We start from the raw sequence: 14,424 nt of genomic DNA, 5'->3' as shown, positions 1-14,424 counted from the left end.
CCCCAGCTCGCGCCGCCGCGCTCAGACGTCGAGGTGGTCGACCAGCTCGTCCGCCAGGCCCGTGTAGGTCGCCGGCGTCAGGTTGGTCAGCCGGGCCTTCGCGCCGTCCGAGATGTCCAGGCGGTTCACGAAGACGATCAGGTCCTGCTGGCTCACCCGCTTGCCCCGCGTGAGCTCCTTGAGCATCGCGTAGGGGTCCTCGATGTTCGACTGTCCGGCGGTGACCTCGGCGCGGATGACCGTCTGGATGGCCTCGGCGAGGACCTCCCAGTTGTGGTCGAGGTCGTCGGCGAGCTTGGCCTCGTTCACGGCGATCTCGCCCAGACCACGGCGCAGGTTGTCGAGCGCGAGCAGCGAGTGCCCGAACGCGACGCCGATGTTCCGCTGCGTCGTGGAGTCGGTCAGGTCGCGCTGCAGGCGGCTCGTCACGAGCGTCTCGGACAGCGTCGAGAAGATCGCCGACGAGATCTCGAGGTTCGCCTCGGCGTTCTCGAACTTGATCGGGTTGATCTTGTGCGGCATGGTCGACGACCCGGTGGCACCCGCGACGGGGATCTGCGTGAAGTACCCCATCGAGATGTAGGTCCACACGTCGGTCGCCAGGTTGTGCAGGATCCGGTTGGCGTGACGCACCCGGTCGTACAGCTCGGCCTGCCAGTCGTGCGACTCGATCTGCGTGGTGAGCGGGTTCCACGTCAGGCCGAGGCCCTCGACGAACTCGCGGGACAGGGCGGGCCAGTCGGCCTCGGGGTCCGCGGCGAGGTGCGCGGAGAAGGTGCCGGTCGCGCCGGAGAACTTGCCGAGGTACTCGCCGCCCTCGATCTGGGCGAGCACGCGCTCGAGCCGGTAGACGACGACCGCGAGCTCCTTGCCGAGCGTCGTGGGGGTCGCCGGCTGGCCGTGCGTGTGCGAGAGCATCGGCACGCTCCGCAGCTCGACGGCGAGCGTCCGGAGCTTCTCGAGCACGGCCCGGAAGCCGGGGAGCCAGACCTGCTCGACGGTGTCCCGCACGGTGAGCGCGTAGGACAGGTTGTTGACGTCCTCGCTCGTGGCGGCGAAGTGGGTGAGCTCGGCGATCGCGTCGAGCCCGAGCTCGGACAGTCGGCGGCGCACGAAGTACTCGACGGCCTTCACGTCGTGACGGGTCGTCGCCTCGAGCTCGGCGAGCTCCGCGATCTGGTCCTGGCCGAAGGTCTCGACGATCCGACGGAGTGCCGCCTTGTCGTCGACGCTGAGCGGCGACGTGGTGAACATGGCGTGGTCGGTCAGGAAGATGAGCCACTCGACCTCGACCACGATGCGCGCGCGGTTGAGGCCGGCCTCGGAGAGGTGCTCGCCCACCGTGTGCACGATCGGGTAGTAGCGCCCGTCGAGCGGGCTGATCGGCTGCGGGGGAAGGGGGGTCATGGGGCTCCCTGACGGACTGCCGGCTCGAGCTGGTGGAAGAGCGCCCGGCAGGCCCGTTCGACGGTCGAGAGCACTCGGTCGAACTCGTGCCGGTCCGCGTAGTACGGGTCCGGCACGTCGGCTTGCTGGGGCCAGGCGGCGTCGTACCGCAACAGGAGCGTCACCTTGGCGGAGTCGTCCATGGTCGGGGCCCACGAACGCAGGATGCGCTCGTGGGAGCGGTCGAGTGCGACCACCAGGTCGAGGTCCGGGAACCGGTCCGGGTCGAACTGACGGGCGCGATGCCTGCTGCCATCGTATCCGCGCGCCGCCAGCGCTGCGATCGTGCGCTCGTCGGCGGGTTCACCCACGTGCCAGTCACCCGTGCCGGCCGACTCCACCTGGAAACGGTCGGCGAGACCGGCGTCGGCGGCGATCTGCGCGAACACGACACCGGCCATGGGGGAGCGGCAGATGTTGCCGCTGCAGACGAACGAGACGCGGAACGGGGCGTCGACGTCCTGGGTCATGAGCACATCATGACGCAGGGCGGGGTCCTCCGCGAGGTCCGCCGACCTCACGCCCGCTGGCGGTTGAGCACCGGCCGGGCGAAGAGCCCGATCAGCCAGGCGAAGACCGCGAGCACGAAGGCACCGACGATGCCCCAGCCGAAGGAGTCGACCTCGAGCCCGAAGCCGAACGCCTCCGAGATGCCGGCGACGATGAGCAACAGGATCGCGTTGACGACGAACGAGATGAGCCCGAGCGTCAGGATGTAGATCGGGAAGGCCACGATCCGGATCAGCGTGCCGATCACGGCGTTCACGAGGCCGAACACGAACGCCACGAGCAGGAAGGTGAGCACGGTCGCGGTGGTCCCGCCGTCACCGAACGGCGTCACGGAGACGCCGCTGACGATCAGCGTGGTGAGCCAGAGCGCGAGGGCGTTGACGACGAGGCGGACGAGGAATCGCATGCGTCCATGATGCCCTCCGCCACCCGCGCACGGGCCGGTAGCCTGAACCCGTGACCGAGCAGCGTGTGCACATCCGGCCCGAGGTGGCCGTCCTCCCCGCCTACAAGCAGGGACGTCAGGCGTCCGACTCCGCCTTCAAGCTGTCGAGCAACGAGAACCCGTTCCCGCCGCTCCCCGGGGTCGTCCAGGCCGTGCAGGCCCAGACGTCGTTCAACCGCTACCCCGACGCCACCGCCCTCGCCCTGCGCGCCGTGCTGGCCAACCGCTTCGGGCTGACCGCCGAGCAGGTGCACGTCGCCCCGGGCAGCGTGGCGATCCTGCACGAGCTCGCCCGCGCCACCTCGGGCCCCGGTGACGAGATCGTCTACGCCTGGCGTTCGTTCGAGGCCTACCCGGGGGTCGTCACGGTCGCCGGTGCCACGAGCGTGCAGGTGCCGAACCGTGCCGACGGCGGGCACGACCTGGACGCGATGGCCGCTGCCGTCACCGAGCGCACCCGCATGGTGCTCGTCTGCTCACCGAACAACCCGACGGGGCCGATCGTGACCGCCGCGGAGTTCGACGCGTTCATGGCAGCGGTGCCGCAGTCGGTGCTGATCGTGCTCGACGAGGCATACGCCGAGTTCGTGACCGACGAGGCAGCGGTCCACGGCCACCCGCTGCTCGCCGCGCACCCCAACCTCGTGGTCCTCCGCACCTTCTCGAAGGCGTACGGGCTGGCCGGCCTCCGGGTGGGCTACGCGCTCGGTCCGGACTACGTCCTCGACGCCGTCCGTGCCTGCGCCATCCCACTGTCCGTGACCGCCCAGGGCCAGGCTGCAGCGCTCGCCAGCCTGGAACGCGAGGCCGAACTGCTCGAACGCGTGACCGAGATCGCGGCGCTGCGCGACCGGATCGTCGCCGAGCTCCGGGCCCAGGGTTGGGACGTCCCCGACGCCCAGGGCAACTTCCTCTGGCTGCCGACGGGGGACCGCACGGCAACCGCCGCGGCCGCGTTCGAGGACGCCGGGATCATCGTCCGGGCCTTCCCGCCGGAGGGCATCCGCATCTCGATCGGCGAGCACGAAGCTGTGGGAACGCTCCTCGAAACAGCCCGCTCACTTGTGGGGGACCTCCAGGTGGCCGACTAGTGCCTGGCGCTACGCTGGCCCGCATGTCATTCCGCGCCGCGGCTCCCGCGACGACCACCGTCCGGCTCCTCGACCCCCAGGGTCGGTTCGTGGAGACCGACGAGAACGCCGAGTTCGCCGCCGCCGCGCGAGCGATCCCGGACGAGACCCTGCTGGCGATGCACCGCCGCATGGTGCTCACCCGTCGGTTCGACCACGCCGGCCACAACCTGCAGCGCACCGGCCAGCTCGGCCTGTGGGTGCCCAGCCACGGGCAGGAAGCTGCGCAGACCGGCTCCGCCTTCGCCCTGCGCGCCCAGGACCACGTGTTCCCGTCGTACCGCGAGCACGCCGTCACGATGCACCGCGGCGTCGAGCCGATGGAGATCATCGCGATGTACCGCGGGCAGACCCACGGCGGGTGGGACCCGGACCAGCGCGGCAACACGCACATCTCCACCCTGGTGATCGGCTCGCAGACCCTGCACGCCACCGGGTACGCGCTCGGCCAGAAGCTCGACGGCGACGTCGGCACGGGCGACCCGGACCGCGACGCCTGCTCGATCGTCTACTTCGGCGACGGCGCCACCAGCCAGGGCGACGTGAACGAGGCCTTCGTGTTCTCCGCGTCGACCAAGGCGCCGGTCGTCTTCTTCCTGCAGAACAACCACTGGGCCATCTCGGTGCCGGTGTCGGTGCAGTCCCCGACGCCGCTCGTCGACCGCCCGCGCGGCTTCGGGATCCCGAGCGTCCTGATCGACGGCAACGACATCCTCGCGTCCTACACGGCCTCGGTCGTCGCGACCGAGCACGCCCGCAGCGGCCAGGGCCCGGCCTTCATCGAGGCCGACACCTACCGCATCGGTGCGCACACCAGCTCCGACGACCCGAGCCGGTACCGCGCCGACGGCGAGCTCGAGGAGTGGGTCCTGCGCGACCCGATCGTCCGGTCCGAGGCGTACCTGCGCTCGAAGGGTGCGACGGACGAGCAGTTCGCCGCGTTCGACGAAGAGGGCGAGGACATCGCCGCCGACGTCCGACGCCGCACCGTCGCCCTGACCGCACCGTCCGTCGACGTCATGTTCGACAACGTGTACCGCGAACCGCACCCGCGGATCGCCGAGCAGAAGGCCTGGCTCGCCCAGTACGAGGCCGGCTTCGAAGGGGGCGCCCACGCATGAGCACCACCGAGCAGCTCTTCGACTACACCCTGCGCTCCCACCCGGGCGCCGGCGAGGTCCCGAGCGACCCCACCCCGACCCTGCCGATGGCCAAGGCCCTCAACGCCGGGCTCGCCGCGGCCATGGAAGCGGACGACAAGGTCCTGCTGATGGGCGAGGACATCGGCCAGCTGGGCGGCGTCTTCCGCATCACCGAGGGCCTGCAGGACCGCTTCGGTGCCGAGCGCGTGCGGGACACCCCGCTCGCCGAGGCCGGCATCATCGGCACCGCGATCGGCCTCGCCCTGCGCGGCTACCGCCCGGTCGTCGAGATCCAGTTCGACGGCTTCGTGTGGCCCGGTTTCGACCAGATCACCTCGCAGCTCGCGAAGATGGCGAACCGCCTGCCGGCGCACATGTCGCTGCCCGTCGTCATCCGCATCCCGTACGGCGGCCACATCGGCGCCGTGGAGCACCACCAGGAGTCCCCCGAGGCGTACTTCGCGCACACCCCGGGCCTGCGGGTCGTGAGCCCGAGCACCCCGAACGACGCCTACTGGATGATCCAGGAGGCCATCGCGTCGAAGGACCCGGTGGTCTTCCTCGAGCCGAAGTCCCGCTACTGGCCCAAGGGCCAGGTGGACCTCGTCGACGGCCACGTCCCGATGCACACCACCCGCGTCGCCCGCACCGGCACCGAGGTCACCCTCGTCGGGCACGGCGCGATGGTCGCCACCCTGATGCAGGCAGCGGACATCGCCGAGGCCGAGGGCACCAGCTGCGAGGTCATCGACCTCCGCTCGATCTCGCCGATCGACTGGGAGCCGCTGGTCGCCTCGGTCCGCAAGACCGGTCGCCTGGTCATCGCGCAAGAGGCCTCCGGCTTCGTCAGCGTCGGCAGCGAGATCGCCGCGACCGTCGCCGAGCGGGCGTTCTACACGATGCAGGCACCGCCGCTCCGGGTCTCCGGGTTCGACGTGCCGTTCCCGGTCTCGAAGCTCGAGCACCTGCACCTGCCGGATGCGGACCGCATCCTCGAGGCCGTCGACCGCGCCCTCGCCTACTGACCCGTCCGACCGAGGACCCGTCCGACCGAGCTCGACCAGATCCACGAAGGAGCCGTAGTGGCCGCCGCCGAATTCCCCCTGCCCGACGTGGGTGAAGGTCTCACCGAGGCCGAGATCGTGCAGTGGCGCGTCGCGATCGGCGACGAGATCGCCGTCGACCAGGTGCTCGTCGAGATCGAGACCGCGAAGTCGCTGGTCGAGCTGCCGTCGCCGTTCGCCGGCACCGTCACCGGCCTGCTGGTGTCCGAGGGTGACACGGTCGAGGTCGGCAAGCCGATCATCCGCGTCGACTCGGACGCGTCGGTCGCGTCCGGAGCGGCGCTCACGCCCCCTGCCGAGCAGCCCGTCGAGCAGCCTGGAGGCGCGACGCCCGTCGCCCAGACCGCCCCGGTCTCGCCGGTGGTCGCGTCCACCCCTCCGGCCGCCGCCGCCCCGTCGGCCCCGGTCGCGCAGACCCCTCCCGCTCCCGCGGCAGCCGCGGCCCCGGCACCGGTCGCGCCTGCTCCGGCTGCTGCCCCCGCGGCAGCTGCGGCACCCGCGACGCCGGCCCAGCCGGTCGCGGTCGACGCCTCCGTCCACGGGACGGACGAGTCCTCCGGCGCCGTCCTCGTCGGCTACGGCTCGGCGACCTCGTCGCCGTCCCGTCGCAAGCCGGGCGCCCGCCGGGCCGCAGCGCTCGCGGCTGAGGCGAGCCGTGCCTCCAGTGCGGACACCGCGGCGGCGGCCGAAGCCTCCGTCGACCCGGGCGAGGAGCGCACGGCCGAGGCCATCAGCGCTCTCGGGACGGGCTCCGCGCACAAGCAGAGCACGGCGACCAACGTGCTGGCGAAGCCGCCGATCCGGAAGCTCGCGAAGGACCTCGGCGTCGAACTGACCGAGATCGTCGCGACCGGTCTCGCCGGCGAGGTCACCCGCGACGACGTCATCCGGCACGCGAAGCAGGCCAGCGTCTTCCGCAACATCGAGACGCCCGAGTGGGGCGAGGTCCGCAGCGAGACGATCCCGGTCAAGGGCGTCCGCAAGGCCATCGCCACCGCGATGACGACGTCCGCGTTCACGGCACCGCACGTGTCGCTCTTCGTCGACGTCGACGCGACCCACACGATGGAGTTCGTCAAGCGGCTCAAGGCCTCGCCGACGTTCGCCGGCGTGAAGGTCTCACCGCTGCTCATCGTCGCGAAGGCCGTCATCTGGGCCGTCCGCCGCAACCGTTCGGTGAACTCGACCTGGACCGACCGCGAGATCATCGTCCACCACTTCGTGAACCTCGGCATCGCCGCGGCGACCCCCCGCGGGCTCATCGTGCCGAACATCAAGGACGCACAGGACATGTCGCTGCTCGAGCTGGCGCAGGCGCTCGAGGAACTCACCCTGACCGCCCGCGACGGCAAGACGACGCCGAAGCAGATGGCGAACGGCACCGTGTCGATCACGAACATCGGCGTGTTCGGCATGGACACCGGCACCCCGATCCTCAACCCGGGCGAGGTCGCGATCGTCGCCATGGGCACGATCAAGCCGAAGCCGTGGGTCGTCGACGGCGAGGTCCGCTCGCGCATGGTGACGACCATCGGTGCCTCGTTCGACCACCGGGTCGTCGACGGTGACGTGGCCTCCCGCTTCGTGCACGACGTCGCTTCGGTGCTCGAGGAGCCCGCGCTCCTGCTCGACTGAGCGTCGGTCAGCGGCTCTCTCGTCGGTCGTTCCGCTTCGTGAGCAGAAATGGTCGGGTTGCTTCGAGCCACTCGACCATTTCTGTTCCCCATCTGCGGGCTTCCGCAAACGTCGCGTGGTGTTCACACGGATGTCGGGGGTCGGCGGCATGATCAGTGCATGGTCCACCAGCTCCTGACCCCCTCGCAGGAGATCCGAACGGATCGCCTCCTGCTCGCCCCGCTGACGCCGGCCGACATCGACGACGTGCACGCGCTCTTCTCGGACGCCCGCACGTGGCAGCACCTGCCCACCGGACGGCACGTGGCGCGGAGCTCGAGTGTGGACATGGTCCAGCGCAAGATCGGCGGTCGTGCGCGGCACGGCCTCGGGTCGTGGGCTGTCCGCAGCGCCTCGGACCACGCCTTCGTCGGCGTCGGGGGGATCGACATGACCGCCGGCGGGGTCTGGAACCTCGGCTACCGCCTGGCGCCGGCCGCCTGGGGGCAGGGTTTCGCGTCCGAGATCGCGCTCGCTGCCGTCCGTGCCGCCGGCGACACCGCTCCCGACGCCCCGGTGACCGGCCGGGTGCTCACGAACAACCCTGCTTCCGCCGCTGTACTGCGTCGAGCTGGGCTGTCGCTGGTGTGGCAGGGGGCTCCCGCCGCGCAGAACCGTGCGGCCGCCGGCGTCGAGGGGCAGGTCTGGACCGATCGGCTGCTCTCCGACGAGCAGTTCGCCTGGCTCGTCGCCAACGCCTGACCCGTCAGCGAGCGGGTCCACTGAGCGTGATGCTCCGTGCGGCGCGCGCTTCGACCGATGACGAGTGTGTCGCGATCAGGACGGCCGCTCCGTCGGCCGCCAGTTCGTCCAGCAGGTCGAGCACCATCGCGGCGTTGCCGTCGTCGAGGGCACTCGTCGGCTCGTCCGCGAGGATGACCGACGGACGCTTCACCAGGAGCCGTGCCATCGCGACGCGCTGCTGCTCGCCGCCGCTGAGCTCGTGGACCCGGTCGGTTCCGCGTCCGGCCAGACCGACACGTTCCAGGGCCTCACCCGTCCGGAGGCCTCGGTGTCTCCGCCGTCCGTCCGGCAGGCGAACCACGTCGACGTTCGACTGGACCGTCATGTCGGGTACCAACCCGAAGTCCTGGAACAGGTACCCGAGGTGGCGCCGCCGGATCAGTCGTGCTCGCCGCTCGTTCGAGCCTGCCGACTCACCGTTGATCCGGATCGTGCCGCCGTCGAGCGCATCGATGTGCCCGACACAGTCGAGCAGCGTCGACTTCCCGCAGCCGCTCGGCCCGACCAAGCCGACGATCTCACCCCGTGCCACATCGAACGTCAGGTCGTGCCACAGTGCATGGCCTCCGCGACGCTTCGACGCGTTCCGTACCTCGATCATCGTGATCCGTTCCCTCGGTTGCGTGCAGTCCTCCGTGCCGTGACGGCCATGACGACGAGGCTGGTGGCGCTCACCGCCGCGAGTGTCACGAGGGCGAGCGCCGCGGCGACTCCGGCCGACTGCACGACCGGGTCGAGTGCCGATCTGAGCCCGCTTCCGTCCGGCCGTTGCGACCACCAGGTGTTGACGACGGCGATGACGGCGATCGATACCAGGCCGGCTTCGATCGTCAACAGGCCAGCATCGGTGCGGACGGGCGAGACGCCACTGGTGAACTTCGCGAACATCGCGCGGCCGTGACGGCGTCGGTGCGCGATCGTGGCGACCATACCGAGCATGACGCTGACGGCGAGGGTGCTGACCAGGGTGCCCGTCCCGATCGCCACGGTCATCGCTGCATGCCGTGCCTGTTCCGCCGCAGACTGACCCACCGCGACGACCGCGCTGAACTCGGTGCGGAGGCCCGATGCGCCGATCGACCGCTCGGCGGCAGCACGGGATGTGAAGACGACGTCTCCGGTCGACAACCACGATCCGAGTTCATCGGCCGAGAAGACGTCGCCCGGTGTGGGGACGACCACGATCACGGCGTCTTCGAGCCACGCGCGCGACGACGCGTCGTCCGGGTACGAGTAGACCTGCTGACGTGCCAGCGTGCCACCGGTGACGTGCTCGAGGAGGGCCGCGGGTGCGTCCCGCAACTGCCATTCGGTCAAGCCCTCGACGAGCCGCTCGCGGGAGAGGCCACTGTCGGCGGGCATCCACACGGCGATCTCCGCGCCGTCGGTGGTGATGCGGGCCCCGTCCTCGGAACGGACGTCCTGCAGGTCGAGGTAGCCCTGGTCGACGACGAGCGCAGGGACCGTGGACTTCCCGCTGCCACTCGACACCTCGACCGCAGCGGCGAGGAACGCATCATGCCGTTCGAGTGCCCCGCCGGCGAAGTCACCGATGCTGTCCCAGTAGGCCTGCTCCTCGACCGGGCGCGGATCCGGGGTGACCCAGAGCTGGACGGTTTCGCCGGCCGCCCGCAGATCCCGTTCAGCCGTCCCCTGTCGTGCGGTGGTCACCGCGCCGGTCAGTTCGAAGACGGCCGCGACGAGCACCAGCAGCGCGGGCACCCGCGCGATCTGTGCGACGAGCAGGAGCGCGCCCGCTGGTCGAGCGCCTCGCAGTGCGCCGACCAACGGCTGTCGGCACGCGACCACCGTGCCCATCGTGTGCGCGACGACGACCGGTACGAGCAGCCCCACGCAGAACGCGGAGATCGCGACGGCGAGGGTCGCCGCCGAAGCGAGCCCGTTGTAGAACCAGAGCCCGATGGCGGCGACGGGTACCCCGATGGCGGTGACGAGCACGGCGGTCCGGAGCTCAGCCAGTTCCTGGATGACGATGGCGGCTGTGGTGTCTCCGTGCAGTCGGCGGACTGCGCTGCGGCGAGGGGCCCCGACGGTCGTCATCAGACAGAGCGCCACGCATCCCGAGACGAGTGCTCCGACCAGGGCCAGGGTCTGATCCAGGCCGTCGGTGACGCCGATGCGTTGCAGGAGCGGCACGCGCTCCACGCTGACCTCGTACCCGGCGTCGGCCAGTGCGCGCACGGTGGCTCGCCGAGCGTCGTCGTCCCCGAATACCGAGTACGAGCCGGTCGGGTCGAACTGGTCGAGTTCCGACATCGGACGGACGGTGGTGACCATCGACCTCGTGAAGTCCTCGTACCCGTCGAGGAGCCAGCCGGCACCGCGGCTCGAAGGCGCGTCGGTGACGAGCGCCACGCGGCGCGTCGTCGGAGCCGCGCGGTCCGCCACCATCCGCGCGATCGTCGCGTGCTCGGCCTCGGCGACCTGCTCGAGTGCGGTCGCGACCCGCTGGTTCGATCCGGTCTCGGCACCGGCGGCAGCGGTCACCACGGACGAGGCGCCCACGATGCCGGCTTCGCTGACCTGCACCAGGCCGACGAAGCCCAGGACGGAAGCCAGGAGGGGTGGGACGAGGTAGGCGAGCGTCACCGAGCGGATGTTCATGGTCCCCCTTGCGGCGAGCGTGAGCCGGAGTGGACGGTCGCTCGGGACCGCCCGCTCCCGGTCTCAGCAGTTGTGGTAGTACGCCTTGTTGCCGCTGCGTGCCTTCGGTGTCATCGCCATCGCGTACCGGCCGCCTGGCACGTTCGTGACGCGCTTCGACTTCTTGCCGACCGCAGTCGCGCCGTGGCACCGCTTCTCGCGGAAGTAGTTCGACCAGGTGTCGTCCTTGCCGACGCCCCACTGCCAGAAGCTCCCGCCCCCGCCGTCGTTGTTGGTACCGATGCCGCTGGTCTCACCGCTTGCACTCCCGCCGGATGCAGCGACGGCCACTCCGCCGGCTTCCGACCCTGATCCCATGACCTCGAACTGCGCAGCTGAGGCCGCCGTCGCAGTGCCCGTGAACAGGCCGACGGTGAGACCGAGGCCGACGAGCATCTTCGTTCTGGACTTGCGCACGACTGTTTCCTCCCATGTGCCCCCCGATGAGGCTCGACCGATCGTGGCAGCCATGCACAACTGATGTCAAGAATCTGAAATGCATGTGTCACCGAGACCGGGTTGGCTGACGTTGGTCTTCCCGGCCTGACTCGCTACTGTGATGGGGACTGGTCATGTCCGCGCATGACCACCGCCCAGGACCAGCAACGGAGCACGAGGGACGCATGACGAGCCGCATCACCGAGGGTGCCGAACCGAAGCACCAGCAGCTGCGGCGCATCCTGCTCGACCTCGTCACCACGCGGCTGGCTCCCGGTGCTGCGATCCCGTCCGAACGGCAGCTCATCGCCGAGTACGGCGTCTCACGGATCACCGTGCGTGAGGCCCTCGGGCAGCTGGTCAACGAGGGCTACCTGGAGCGCGTCCGTGGCAAGGGCACCTTCGTGGCGCACCGGCCCGTGCAGTCGACGCTGCACCTCGCCTCGTTCACCGAGGAGATGCGGGCGATGGGGCACGAGCCGACCACCGTCGTGCTCGTGCGCGAGGAGCGGGTGCCGCCGGCCGACACTGCGGCGGCCCTGCGGATCGACCCCGACGTGCCGGCCTTCCACGTGAAGCGCCTGCGGATGGCCGACGGTGCGCCGGTCTCGATCGACGACGCCTGGCTCGTGGCCGATGCGTTCCCGGGCCTGCTCGACCACGACCTGTCGGGGTCGGTGTACTCGATCATCGCCACGGAGTACGGCACCCCGATCGACCGCGCGCAGCAGACCGTCGCGGCGAACCCGGCGGCCGACGACGTCGCGACGCTGCTCGGCACGAAGACCGGAGCGCCGGTGCTCGAGTTCGACCGGGTGTCGTACGCGGGGGAGCGGCCCGTGGAGCACACCCGCAGTTGGTACCGCTCGGACCGCTACCGCGTGCAGATGGAGGTCACCGCGACCCCCGCGGTCGCGTAGTCCGCTCAGCAACGCGAAAGCGACTGGGTGCTGCGGGTGTTCCGCAGTACCCAGTCGCTCTGGCGAGGAAGAACGCCTAGACCTCGTACAGGGTGTCGCCGTCGAGCACCGTGGTGCCGACGGTTCCCTGGTCGATGCTGTCCGGCGTCGAACCGAGCACGACGACCGGGCAGATCGGCGAGTACCCGGCAGCCGAGATCACCGAGGGGGTGAACCGGACGACGGGGTCGCCGGCGGTGACGGTGTCGCCCTCGGTCGCGAGGAGCTCGAAGCCCTCGCCGGCGAGCTTCACGGTGTCGATGCCGACGTGCACCAGGACGTCGGCGCCCGCGGCGCCCTGCAGGGCGAACGCGTGCGGGTGCAGCTTCACGATGGTGCCGTCGACGGGGGCCACCGCGGTGACCGCACCCTCGACACCCGTCGGGTCGACCGCGACGCCGGCGCCGACGAGCTGTCCGGCGAACACGGGGTCGGGCACGTCGGCGAGCGCGACGACCGGTCCGCCGAAGGGGGTGCGGACGACGGTCACAGTTCGTCCTGGATGTCCTGCGCGAGGTTGTCGGCGACCGTGCCGACGATGACCTGCCAGCCGGTGCCGCCACCGACGACGGCCTGGGCCCCGGCGGCCTGCAGGGCGGCCTTGTCGACCAGGTCCCCGTCCTCGACCTCGACGCGGAGGCGCGTGATGCAGCCCTCGACCTCTTCGATGTTCTCGGCGCCGCCGAGTGCGGCGATGATGTCGGCTGCCTTGATGTCGGCCATCGTTTCCTCCTCGTTAAGGGTTTGCGTCGCAGGTTGACACCGGACCGCTCTCGGATCAGACTACGGAACTGGTCATGACCGGACAGGACCGGACCTGGCGACACCGCCGAGGTTACCTGCGCTGGCTGCACGACTCAACTCACCCCGACAGCTCCACCCAATGACGAGAGGACCTCCGATGAGCGCCACCACTGCCGCGGATGTGCCGGAGAAGAAGAAGCCGAAGAAGCAGTCACGGCTGTTCGCACAAGCCCAGCGCCTCGGACGGAGCCTGCTCCTGCCGATCGCGGTCATGCCCGCCGCGGGCATCCTGCTCCGCATCGGCCAGCCAGACCTCCTCGGGGCGATCCCCGGCTTCGGCAAGTGGGCCGGAGTCATCTCGGCTGCTGGCAACGGTGTCTTCAACTGGCTGCCGTTGCTCTTCGCGGTGGGCATCGCGATCGGCTGGGCGAAGAAGTCGGACGGCACCACCGCCCTCGCCGCGGTCGTCGGCTACATGGTCATGTTCGAGGTCTGGAAGGTGATGTCGCCGATCGTCCTCGACGGCGTGAAGGACGCCAACGGCGACCAGGCGATGATCAACTTCGGGGTGCTCGGCGGCATCGTGATGGGGCTCGTCTCCGCGGTCATGTGGGAGAAGTTCCACCGTACGAAGATGCCCGACTTCCTGGGGTTCTTCTCGGGCCGCCGCCTCGTCCCCATCCTCACCGCGGTCGCGGGTCTCGTCATCGCCGTCGCGATGTCGTTCGTCTACCGCTACTTCGACATCGCGCTGACCGCGGCGGGGACGGCCGTGGCCGACAACGCCGTCATCGGCGGCGGCATCTTCGGCTTCGTGAACCGCATGCTCATCCCGATCGGGCTGCACCAGCTGCTCAACTTCTTCCCGTGGTTCCAGCTCGGCAGCTTCACGGGCGCGGACGGCGTGATCTACCACGGCGACATCGCTCGGTTCCTCAACGGCGACCCGACCGCCGGCATCTTCCAGACCGGCTTCTTCCCGATCATGATGTTCGCGCTGCCTGCCGGTGCCCTGGCGATCTGGCGCAACGCCAAGCCGCAGAACCGCAAGCTCGTCGGCGGCATCATGATCTCCGCCGCACTGACCTCGTTCGTCACGGGCATCACCGAGCCGCTCGAGTACTCGTTCATGTTCGTCGCGTTCCCGCTCTACGTGATCCACGCGGTGCTCACGGGCACCTCCCTCGCCCTGGTGAACGCCCTGGGGATCCACGACGGCTTCTCGTTCTCTGCCGGTGCGATCGACTACGTGCTGAACTTCGGCAAGGCGGACGGTGCGATCTGGCTCATCCCGATCGGCCTCGGCTACGCGGTCGTCTACTACTTCCTGTTCAGTTTCGTGATCAAGAAGTGGAACCTCCGCACGCCCGGGCGTGAAGAGGACACGATCGCCGAGAACACGATCGACGCGGCCACCAAGCCGTAGACGCGAGCGTCTCCGAAACGGGAGGCCCGGTGCCAGCT

15 protein-coding genes are annotated in these 14,424 nt (G+C 70.0%); 7 read left to right on the top strand and 8 right to left on the bottom strand.

The features are described from left to right. Window positions 1–21 precede the first annotated feature (21 nt). From purB to H489_RS25180, 3 genes are read right to left on the bottom strand one after another with little or no spacing between them, the layout of a single operon-like run. Entirely contained in the window at window positions 22–1,407 is a 1,386-nt protein-coding gene (gene purB / locus H489_RS25190; protein WP_017886477.1) for an adenylosuccinate lyase, read from the bottom strand. Continuing rightward, window positions 1,404–1,916, bottom strand: a complete 513-nt coding sequence (locus H489_RS25185) for a low molecular weight protein-tyrosine-phosphatase (RefSeq protein ID WP_017886476.1) — start codon at window positions 1,914–1,916, stop codon at window positions 1,404–1,406. The genes purB and H489_RS25185 overlap by 4 nt, the downstream gene beginning before the upstream one ends. Before the next feature lie 47 nt (window positions 1,917–1,963). Then, window positions 1,964–2,362 carry a phage holin family protein gene (locus tag H489_RS25180; RefSeq protein WP_017886475.1) on the bottom strand — a complete coding sequence of 133 codons (399 nt, stop codon included), beginning with the start codon at window positions 2,360–2,362 and terminating at the stop codon, window positions 1,964–1,966. 50 nt (window positions 2,363–2,412) lie between these two features. Between H489_RS25180 and H489_RS25175 the strand changes: the two genes are divergently transcribed. From H489_RS25175 to H489_RS25155, 5 genes are all read left to right on the top strand, one after another. After that, entirely contained in the window at window positions 2,413–3,492 is a 1,080-nt protein-coding gene (locus tag H489_RS25175) for a histidinol-phosphate transaminase (RefSeq protein ID WP_017886474.1), read from the top strand. 23 nt (window positions 3,493–3,515) lie between these two features. Further along, window positions 3,516–4,652 carry a thiamine pyrophosphate-dependent dehydrogenase E1 component subunit alpha gene (locus tag H489_RS25170; protein WP_017886473.1) on the top strand — a complete coding sequence of 379 codons (1,137 nt, stop codon included), beginning with the start codon at window positions 3,516–3,518 and terminating at the stop codon, window positions 4,650–4,652. Window positions 4,653–4,738: 86 nt separating this feature from the next. Then, window positions 4,739–5,698 (top strand): alpha-ketoacid dehydrogenase subunit beta, encoded by a 960-nt coding sequence (locus H489_RS25165; protein ID WP_031259385.1) that lies wholly within the window; start codon window positions 4,739–4,741, stop codon window positions 5,696–5,698. A gap of 57 nt (window positions 5,699–5,755) precedes the next feature. After that, a complete protein-coding gene (locus tag H489_RS25160; protein WP_017886471.1) occupies window positions 5,756–7,372 on the top strand; it encodes a dihydrolipoamide acetyltransferase family protein in 1,617 nt (538 codons plus the stop codon). A 159-nt stretch (window positions 7,373–7,531) separates the two neighbouring features. Then, a complete protein-coding gene (locus H489_RS25155; protein WP_017886470.1) occupies window positions 7,532–8,113 on the top strand; it encodes a GNAT family N-acetyltransferase in 582 nt (193 codons plus the stop codon). 4 nt (window positions 8,114–8,117) lie between these two features. On the opposite strand, the gene H489_RS25150 is transcribed toward H489_RS25155, so the two are convergent. The 3 genes from H489_RS25150 to H489_RS36685 all read right to left on the bottom strand — a co-directional run bounded on the left by H489_RS25150 (window position 8,118) and on the right by H489_RS36685 (window position 11,236). Continuing rightward, window positions 8,118–8,756: an ABC transporter ATP-binding protein gene (locus H489_RS25150; RefSeq protein ID WP_017886469.1), complete on the bottom strand. Its 639-nt coding sequence runs from the start codon at window positions 8,754–8,756 to the stop codon at window positions 8,118–8,120. Continuing rightward, on the bottom strand, window positions 8,753–10,780 hold the full coding sequence (locus H489_RS25145; RefSeq protein WP_017886468.1) for a hypothetical protein: 2,028 nt from the start codon (window positions 10,778–10,780) through the stop codon (window positions 8,753–8,755). The genes H489_RS25150 and H489_RS25145 overlap by 4 nt, the downstream gene beginning before the upstream one ends. 63 nt (window positions 10,781–10,843) lie before the next feature. Then, window positions 10,844–11,236: a lactococcin 972 family bacteriocin gene (locus tag H489_RS36685; RefSeq protein ID WP_159557176.1), complete on the bottom strand. Its 393-nt coding sequence runs from the start codon at window positions 11,234–11,236 to the stop codon at window positions 10,844–10,846. Between the two features lie 206 nt (window positions 11,237–11,442). Between H489_RS36685 and H489_RS25140 the strand changes: the two genes are divergently transcribed. After that, window positions 11,443–12,177, top strand: a complete 735-nt coding sequence (locus H489_RS25140) for a GntR family transcriptional regulator (RefSeq protein ID WP_017886466.1) — start codon at window positions 11,443–11,445, stop codon at window positions 12,175–12,177. Window positions 12,178–12,253: 76 nt separating this feature from the next. On the opposite strand, the gene H489_RS25135 is transcribed toward H489_RS25140, so the two are convergent. Then, window positions 12,254–12,706, bottom strand: coding sequence for a PTS glucose transporter subunit IIA (locus H489_RS25135; protein ID WP_017886465.1), 453 nt, complete (start codon window positions 12,704–12,706; stop codon window positions 12,254–12,256). After that, window positions 12,703–12,939, bottom strand: coding sequence for a PTS transporter subunit EIIB (locus H489_RS25130; protein WP_017886464.1), 237 nt, complete (start codon window positions 12,937–12,939; stop codon window positions 12,703–12,705). The genes H489_RS25135 and H489_RS25130 overlap by 4 nt, the downstream gene beginning before the upstream one ends. A gap of 178 nt (window positions 12,940–13,117) precedes the next feature. Between H489_RS25130 and H489_RS25125 the strand changes: the two genes are divergently transcribed. Beyond that, window positions 13,118–14,386, top strand: coding sequence for a PTS transporter subunit EIIC (locus H489_RS25125; protein WP_017886463.1), 1,269 nt, complete (start codon window positions 13,118–13,120; stop codon window positions 14,384–14,386). Window positions 14,387–14,424: the final 38 nt, after the last annotated feature.

Origin of the sequence: Curtobacterium flaccumfaciens UCD-AKU, assembly GCF_000349565.1 — a bacterium.
Classification (GTDB): Bacteria; Actinomycetota; Actinomycetes; order Actinomycetales; family Microbacteriaceae; genus Curtobacterium; species Curtobacterium poinsettiae.
This window is presented reverse-complemented; position numbering and strand designations above follow the sequence as displayed.

Excerpts from the sequence above, each read along its gene's own strand:
- H489_RS25150 (WP_017886469.1), bottom strand. The coding sequence starts at position 8,756 with ATGATCGAGGTACGGAACGCGTCGAAGCGTCGCGGAGGCCATGCACTG.
- H489_RS25180 (WP_017886475.1), bottom strand. The coding sequence starts at position 2,362 with ATGCGATTCCTCGTCCGCCTCGTCGTCAACGCCCTCGCGCTCTGGCTC.
- purB (WP_017886477.1), bottom strand. The coding sequence starts at position 1,407 with ATGACCCCCCTTCCCCCGCAGCCGATCAGCCCGCTCGACGGGCGCTAC.
- H489_RS25145 (WP_017886468.1), bottom strand. The coding sequence starts at position 10,780 with ATGAACATCCGCTCGGTGACGCTCGCCTACCTCGTCCCACCCCTCCTG.
- H489_RS25130 (WP_017886464.1), bottom strand. The coding sequence starts at position 12,939 with ATGGCCGACATCAAGGCAGCCGACATCATCGCCGCACTCGGCGGCGCC.
- H489_RS25185 (WP_017886476.1), bottom strand. The coding sequence starts at position 1,916 with ATGACCCAGGACGTCGACGCCCCGTTCCGCGTCTCGTTCGTCTGCAGC.
- H489_RS25170 (WP_017886473.1), top strand. The coding sequence starts at position 3,516 with ATGTCATTCCGCGCCGCGGCTCCCGCGACGACCACCGTCCGGCTCCTC.
- H489_RS25165 (WP_031259385.1), top strand. The coding sequence starts at position 4,739 with ATGGCCAAGGCCCTCAACGCCGGGCTCGCCGCGGCCATGGAAGCGGAC.
- H489_RS25125 (WP_017886463.1), top strand. The coding sequence starts at position 13,118 with ATGAGCGCCACCACTGCCGCGGATGTGCCGGAGAAGAAGAAGCCGAAG.
- H489_RS25155 (WP_017886470.1), top strand. The coding sequence starts at position 7,532 with ATGGTCCACCAGCTCCTGACCCCCTCGCAGGAGATCCGAACGGATCGC.
- H489_RS25140 (WP_017886466.1), top strand. The coding sequence starts at position 11,443 with ATGACGAGCCGCATCACCGAGGGTGCCGAACCGAAGCACCAGCAGCTG.